Raw genomic sequence first — 526 nt, forward strand, 5'->3', positions numbered from 1 at the left:
GCTAAAGTTTCTAAAGCACCGTAAATAATTGATTCTGCTGTAGATTTTTTACCATCTACCATTAAAACATTAATAAATTTCGCAAGTAATTCTGAACCGAATTTCGGATCTGGAAGGATTTTGCGAGGTTCAACACTACGACGACGTGGCATTGCAAATACTCCGTTTATATATTCAGGATAATCCAAAACTCATCTATTGTGTGTGACTGCACATCACGATTGACTGGAGTTTATGGTTTAAATTTTTGATTAATTTAGACGTTTGGCCTTACTTAACGGAGATCCATTAAGCTTTAGGACGTTTAACGCCGTATTTAGAACGACCTTGTTTACGGTCTTTAACGCCTGCACAGTCAAGTGCACCACGTACAGTGTGATAACGCACACCCGGTAAGTCTTTAACACGACCGCCACGGATTAATACAACACTGTGTTCTTGTAAGTTATGACCTTCACCACCGATGTATGAAGTTACTTCAAAGCCATTTGTTAAACGAATACGGCACACTTTACGTAATGCTGAG

1 protein-coding gene and 1 pseudogene are annotated in these 526 nt (G+C 39.0%); both read right to left on the reverse strand.

Annotation, left to right across the window (positions count from 1 at the left end; translation table 11 throughout):
• Window positions 1–152: pseudogene (locus tag EK386_RS20785) on the reverse strand (30S ribosomal protein S7); the annotation flags it as partial.
• Window positions 153–288: 136 nt separating this feature from the next.
• Window positions 289–526, reverse strand: a 238-nt coding sequence (gene rpsL / locus EK386_RS20790) for a 30S ribosomal protein S12 (RefSeq protein ID WP_126660872.1), incomplete at its 5' end; no start/stop codon positions are given.

It is taken from the genome of Lysinibacillus antri, from assembly GCF_003977595.1.
Lineage (GTDB): Bacteria > Bacillota > Bacilli > Bacillales_A > Planococcaceae > Ureibacillus > Ureibacillus antri.